Below are 5,905 nucleotides of genomic sequence, written 5' to 3'. Positions count from 1 at the left end.
GGGGCCGGGTGAGCGGGGACGTGGTGTCGACGGTGCTGGCCTCGCCCCTGGGCGACCTCACGCTCGCCCGCGGCGACGCGGGCCTGACCGGCCTCTGGTTCGCCGACCACCGCACGCCCCCGTCGGCGCAGGCGCTGGGCCGCCGGGACGACACGGCCTTCGACGACGTCGCGGGGCAGCTCGAGGAGTACTTCGCCGGGCGGCGGCAGCGCTTCGACCTCCCGCTGGCCCCGGTGGGCGAGGCGTTCGCCCAGCGCGTGTGGGCCGCGCTGCTCGAGGTGCCGCACGGCACCACGACGAGCTACGGGCGGCTGGCCGCGCGCCTCGGCGGGCCCGGGTACGCGCAGGCCGTCGGCCTGGCCAACGGCCGCAACCCGCTCTCGATCGTCGTGCCGTGCCACCGGGTGGTCGGGTCCGACGGGGCCCTGGTCGGCTACGCCGGGGGCCTGTGGCGCAAGCGGTTCCTGCTCGCGCTGGAGGAGCCGGCGCCCGACGCGGCGGGCCGCCTCTTCTGAGGCGCCGGTGACGCCCGCCGGACTCTAGGGTCAGCGGGTCAGCGGGTCAGCGGGTCAGCTCGGCCCGCACGTGCGCGACGATCGCGTCCGCCGCGGCCTCGACCTGGGCGAGGGTGACCTCGAAGTCGGAGCGGTCGCCGTACCAGGGGTCGGCGATGTCCAGCGCGGACTCGTCCGCGACGGCGTCCGGGCCCTCGACGGCGGCGGCGGCCGGGTCGAAGGAGCGGTACATCCGCACCCGCCCCGCGGCGGCCTCGTCGGGCGCCTCGGTCCGCAGCCAGCGCGCGTGCCGGGCCGTCATGGCCAGCAGGAGGTCGCGCTCGCCGATCTCCCGGCGGCTCGCCTGGTGCGCGCGGTGCGCCGGGACGTCGTAGCCCGCGTCGGCGAGCACGGCGCGGGCCCGCCGGTCGACCGGGCCGCCGTCCTCCTCGTCGCTGATCCCGGCGGAGTCCACGACGACCTCCGCGGCCAGACCGGCCTCGGCGAAGCGCCGGCGCAGGACCACCTCCGCCATCGGGGAGCGGCAGATGTTGCCCGTGCAGACGGTCATGACGCGGTAGGGCACGGGCCCATCGTGCCTCCCGCCGCGAGCCCGGACGGGCCCGGGTCCGGCCCGACCCAGCGCCCCGCGGGACCGGGACGGGGGCCGCGGACGCCCGTCCCGGCGGGGGCCGGGCGCCTCCGGCCGGGTGCGTGGTCGTCGGAACGCCGCTGATCTCGGTACCGTGCCTCTCGTGTTCATGCCTCAGCCGCGCGGCCTCGCCGACCCCACCGCCCTCGAGCAACGCCGGGCCATGCTCGGGACGGAACCCGACGTCCAGCCGCTGCGGGAGTGGCTGCAGGCGCTGCGGGGCCGGCGCCCCGGCTCCTGGGTGCCCGACTTCGACCCGGCCGAGGCGGGCGTGCACAGCCGCGTGCTGTTCGTGCTGGAGTCCCCGGGTGCGGCGACGCTGCCCGAGGAGGGCTCCGGCATGGTCAGCGTCGACAACGACGACCGCACCGCCGAGACGATGTGGGAGGTGCGCGAGGAGATCGGCATCTCCGAGCACGACGCCCTGCTCTGGAACGTCATCCCGTGGGTGCCGGACGCCTCCGCCGGCAAGCCGAACGCCGACGAGCTCGCCGCGGGCGTGAAGGAGCTCCGCTCGCTCCTGCCCCTGCTGCCGCGCCTCGAGGTCGTCGTGCTGTGCGGCGAGTACGCGCAGCGCGGCTGGAAGAAGTCCGGGCCCGTGCTGAACGACGTCACCGTCGTCCCCGTCCCGCTGCCCTCCCCGCGGGCGCTGACGAACCAGGCCAAGAAGGAGGCCCTCACGGTGGGCCTCGCCCGGGTGCGCGCCCTCATCGGGCCCAGCCGCCCGCGCGTCGTCGAGGACTGACGACCCCGGGTCCGGCGCTGCCGCCGGGCCCGGCCGGACGGCGGCGGGCTGCGGCCCACCTGCGGGAGCCCGGGCGCGCGCCTACGCTCGCGCGGCATGACCACACCCCTGCCCGTCACGCCTGACGCCACCCCGGCCGCCCGCGCCCTGCTGGACCGCCTGCGCGCGGTCTCCGGCCGCGCGGTGCTCCTCGGCCAGCACAACCAGCCGGCCCACGGCTCGGCCTGGACCGAGCGGATGACGGCCCTGACGGGCCGTGCCCCCGCCGTCTGGGGCTTCGAGCTCGGCTTCTCCGCCCCCGGCACGAAGGACGCCGTCGACCGGCGCGACGCCAGCCTGGCCCTGGCGGTCCAGGAGCACGCCCGCGGCGCCGTCGTCGTCGTCACCTGGCACGCCGTGTGCCCCCTGGACGACGAACCGGTCGAGTTCGAGGGCGGGATCCTGCGCGACGACGTGACCGACGAGCAGCTCGCCGAGATGGTCACGCCCGGCCGGCCGCTGCACGAGCGCTGGTGCGCCCAGGTCGACGTCGCGGCCGGGCTGCTGCAGCGCCTCGCGGACGCCGACGTCCCGGTCCTCTGGCGGCCCTACCACGAGATGAACGGCGCCTGGTTCTGGTGGGGCGGGCGCCCCGAGGCGTTCGTCGCGCTCTGGCGCGCGCTGTTCGAGCGGCTGGTCGGCGTCCACGGCCTGCGCAACCTGCTCTGGGTGTGGAACCCCAACGGCCCCTACGGGAGCGCCGGGCCCGTGGCGCCCTTCCACCCCGGCGACGACGTGGTCGACGCCCTCGCCGTGGACTCCTACGGCGGGCACTACGAGCAGGAGACCTACGAGGAGCTGCTGCGGCTCGCAGGCGGGCGGCCCGTCGGCCTGGGGGAGGTGGGGGCGTTCCCCACCGAGGAGCAGTGGGCGGCGCAGCCGGCGTGGGCCTGGGCGATGGCCTGGCCGGACCAGGTGACGGCCGAGAACACCGAGGCCCGGCTGCGCGCCGTCTACGCCTCGCCGCGGGCGGTGACGCTGCCCGCTCCCACCGCCTGAACCACCCGGTCGGGGCCCGGGGTGCGGAGGGTCGCTTGACACCCCTTCTTAAGTCACTTAAAAAGGGGCCAGCGAGGCCGCTGCACCCCGCCCCCGTCGACGTCGACCGGGACCGGTGCGGCCTGGCACCCGCATCGTCGCGGCAGCGGCGATCCGACCGAGGGATCCGCATGCTCTTCTCGTCCCGCCCGTCCCGCCGTGCCGCGTCGCTCCTGGCCGCCGCGGCGACGACCGCCCTCGTCCTGACCAGCTGCAGCTCCGGCACGTCCGGCGGCGGCGAGGAGGGCGGGTCCGCGAAGGGCTCCATCACGATCTTCAACGGCTCGACCGGCACGCTGACGCGGAACTTCAACCCGTTCTCGCCGAGCCTGCTGCAGCCCACGCTCGGCGTGATCTACGAGTCGCTGTACTACTACAACCTGGCCGAGGCGGCCGACCCCGTCCCCATGCTGGGCACCGGCTACACCTGGAACGCGGACGGCACCGAGCTGACCATCAAGACCCGCCAGGGCGCCACGTGGTCCGACGGCAAGCCGTTCACCGCCAAGGACGTGGCCTTCACCTTCTCGCTCATCGCGAAGACCCCCGCCATCAACGCCTCCGGGCTGGAGCTCGCCTCCGCCACCGCCCCGGACGACCAGACCGCGGTGCTGACGTTCTCCGCGCCGTCCTTCACGACCGAGGCGTTCATCCTCGGCAACACGCCGATCCTGCCCGAGCACATCTGGTCGACGATCTCCGACCCGGCCAAGACGACGAACGAGAACCCCGTCGGCACCGGGCCGTACAAGGTCAAGTCGTTCGAGAGCACCAGCTACGTGCTGGAGAAGAACACGTCCTACTGGCAGCCCGGCAAGCCCGAGGTCAACGAGCTGCGCTACATCTCCCTGGCGACCGCCGACGCCGCGAGCGCGGCCCTGGTCGCGGGCCAGGTCGACTGGATGAGCGCGTTCCTCCCCGGCCTGGAGCAGATCCTCCAGGGGCAGGAGGACCTGTCCTACGTCAACACGCCCGCGCTGACCACCTCGATCTTCACGTGCTCCTCGGCGGCCCTGGGCTGCTCCGGCCCGCAGACCGACCCCGCGGTGCGCCAGGCGATGTACTACGCCATCGACCGCGACCAGCTGAACAAGCTCGCGGGCGGCGGCTTCGCGGCGACCGGCTCGCCCACCATGCTGCTGCCCGAGCGCGACCAGCAGTGGATCGCGGACCCCGCCAACGCCACCACCCCGAGCGGGGCGGACGCCGCCACGGCGAACCAGCTGCTCGACGCGGCCGGCTGGGTCAAGGGGGCCGACGGCATCCGCAGCAAGGACGGCCAGCGGCTGTCGATGACGATCCAGACCGTGACCGGCTACAGCGACTACATCTCGCTCAACGACGCCATGACGCAGGAGCTCAAGGCCGTCGGCATCGAGATCAAGCCGACCCAGCTGGCCTACAACGAGTGGAACAACAACCAGGTGCAGGGGACGTTCCAGCTGTCCCTGGACTCGATCGGCCTCGGGCCGTCGTCCAACCCGTACTACACCTACCAGCCGCGCTACTCCACGGCGACGACCGCCAAGGTGGGCGAGGCCGCGCAGACCAGCGGCAACTACGGCCGCTACAGCAACCCGGTCGTGGACCAGGCGCTGGGCGTCGCGGCGACCACCAACGACGAGACCGTGCAGAAGCAGCAGTACGCCGCGATCCAGACGGAGATCGTCCGCGACATGCCGTACATCCCGATCTACGTCAACTCCACGCTGACGGAGTTCAACAACAGCCGCGCCACGGGCTGGCCGACCAACGACGACAAGTACGCCTTCCCGGCGTCGTGGAAGTCGTGGGACAACGGCCAGGTCCTGATCAACCTCAAGCCCGTCGACTGACGAGCGGGGGTGCTGAGGAGCCACCGTGCGCTACATCGCGTGGAAGATCGGGTTCTACGTCGCGGCCCTGTGGGCCGCGCTGACCCTGAACTTCTTCATCCCCCGCTGGATGCCCGGCGACCCCGTGGACATCCTCATCTCCAAGCTCGCGCAGCGGGGGCCCGTGGCCCCCGCCACGCGGCGCTCCATCGAGGCGCTGCTGGGCACCGACTCCAGCCAGCCGCTGTGGACGCAGTACGGCCGCTACCTGCACAACATCGCGACGGGTGACCTGGGCGTCTCGGTCACCTTCTTCCCGACCACGGTCGGGCAGATCATCTCCCAGACCCTGCCGTGGACGATCGGGCTCATCGGGATCGCGACGGTGATCTCGTTCGTCCTCGGCGTGGGGCTCGGCACGCTGGCCGGCTGGAAGCGCGGCTCCTGGATCGACAACCTGGTGCCGGTCACCACGATGTTCCAGTCGGTGCCCTACTTCTGGCTGGCCCTGATCCTGCTGTTCCTCCTGGGCAGCACGTTCGCCGTCTTCCCGCTGTACGGCGGCTACGACGTGTACGGCGCGACCCCGGGCTGGAACTCGGCCTTCCTGACGTCGGTCGCCTACTACGGGACCCTGCCCGCGCTGACCATCGTCCTGTCGTCGATCGGCGGCTGGATGCTCGGGATGCGCAACATGATGGTGTCCACGCTCTCGGAGGACTACATGGTGACGGCCGAGGCCAAGGGGCTGCGGCCGATGCGGATCATGCGCCGCTACGCGGCCCGCAACGCGGTGCTGCCGTCGGTGTCCGGGTTCGCCATCTCGCTGGGGTTCGTGGTGGCCGGGTCGATCGTCACCGAGGCCGTCTTCTCCTACCCGGGCATCGGATCGGCGCTGCTGCAGGCCGTCAGCAGCAACGACTACGCGCTCATGCAGGGGATCTTCCTCATCATCACGGTGTCCGTCCTGGGCGCCAACCTGCTGGTGGACCTGCTCTACGCCGTCATCGACCCGCGCACCCGCGCGCGCGCCTGAGAGGAGCGGTCATGGCCACCACCACCTCCGCCGCGGCCCGGGCGGGCTCGCCGGCGGAGGTGGTGGTGGCCATGACCGCTCCTCTCA

At 73.1% G+C, this 5,905-nt stretch carries 6 protein-coding genes; 5 read left to right on the top strand and 1 reads right to left on the bottom strand.

Annotated elements, in window-relative coordinates; all coding sequences use genetic code 11:
* The first annotated feature begins 8 nt into the window (after positions 1–8).
* Positions 9–515, top strand: a complete 507-nt coding sequence (locus GTR02_RS19015) for a methylated-DNA--[protein]-cysteine S-methyltransferase (RefSeq protein ID WP_420814749.1) — start codon at positions 9–11, stop codon at positions 513–515.
* A 46-nt stretch (positions 516–561) separates the two neighbouring features.
* On the opposite strand, the gene GTR02_RS19010 is transcribed toward GTR02_RS19015, so the two are convergent.
* The gene (locus GTR02_RS19010) at positions 562–1,080 is read right to left on the bottom strand and encodes a low molecular weight protein-tyrosine-phosphatase (protein WP_338073926.1); all 519 of its coding nucleotides are present in this window, start codon (positions 1,078–1,080) and stop codon (positions 562–564) included.
* Positions 1,081–1,255: 175 nt separating this feature from the next.
* On the opposite strand from GTR02_RS19010, the gene GTR02_RS19005 reads away from it, so the two are divergent.
* The 4 genes from GTR02_RS19005 (at position 1,256) to GTR02_RS18990 (ending at position 5,818) form a co-directional block, all read left to right on the top strand.
* Positions 1,256–1,891, top strand: a complete 636-nt coding sequence (locus GTR02_RS19005) for a uracil-DNA glycosylase (protein WP_240896036.1) — start codon at positions 1,256–1,258, stop codon at positions 1,889–1,891.
* 96 nt (positions 1,892–1,987) lie between these two features.
* Positions 1,988–2,929 carry a glycoside hydrolase family 26 protein gene (locus tag GTR02_RS19000; protein WP_166609052.1) on the top strand — a complete coding sequence of 314 codons (942 nt, stop codon included), beginning with the start codon at positions 1,988–1,990 and terminating at the stop codon, positions 2,927–2,929.
* Positions 2,930–3,099: 170 nt separating this feature from the next.
* Positions 3,100–4,803 (top strand): ABC transporter substrate-binding protein, encoded by a 1,704-nt coding sequence (locus GTR02_RS18995; RefSeq protein ID WP_166609051.1) that lies wholly within the window; start codon positions 3,100–3,102, stop codon positions 4,801–4,803.
* A gap of 25 nt (positions 4,804–4,828) precedes the next feature.
* Positions 4,829–5,818 (top strand): ABC transporter permease subunit, encoded by a 990-nt coding sequence (locus tag GTR02_RS18990; RefSeq protein ID WP_166609050.1) that lies wholly within the window; start codon positions 4,829–4,831, stop codon positions 5,816–5,818.
* The last annotated feature ends 87 nt before the right edge of the window (positions 5,819–5,905 follow it).

The organism is Kineococcus siccus (assembly GCF_009906795.1).
Classification (GTDB): domain Bacteria; phylum Actinomycetota; class Actinomycetes; order Actinomycetales; family Kineococcaceae; genus Kineococcus; species Kineococcus siccus.
The sequence above is the reverse complement of the archived record's forward strand: the minus strand, read 5'-3'. Positions and strand labels throughout refer to the sequence as shown.

Excerpts from the sequence above, each read along its gene's own strand:
- GTR02_RS18995 (WP_166609051.1), top strand. The coding sequence starts at position 3,100 with ATGCTCTTCTCGTCCCGCCCGTCCCGCCGTGCCGCGTCGCTCCTGGCC.
- GTR02_RS19005 (WP_240896036.1), top strand. The coding sequence starts at position 1,256 with ATGCCTCAGCCGCGCGGCCTCGCCGACCCCACCGCCCTCGAGCAACGC.
- GTR02_RS19000 (WP_166609052.1), top strand. The coding sequence starts at position 1,988 with ATGACCACACCCCTGCCCGTCACGCCTGACGCCACCCCGGCCGCCCGC.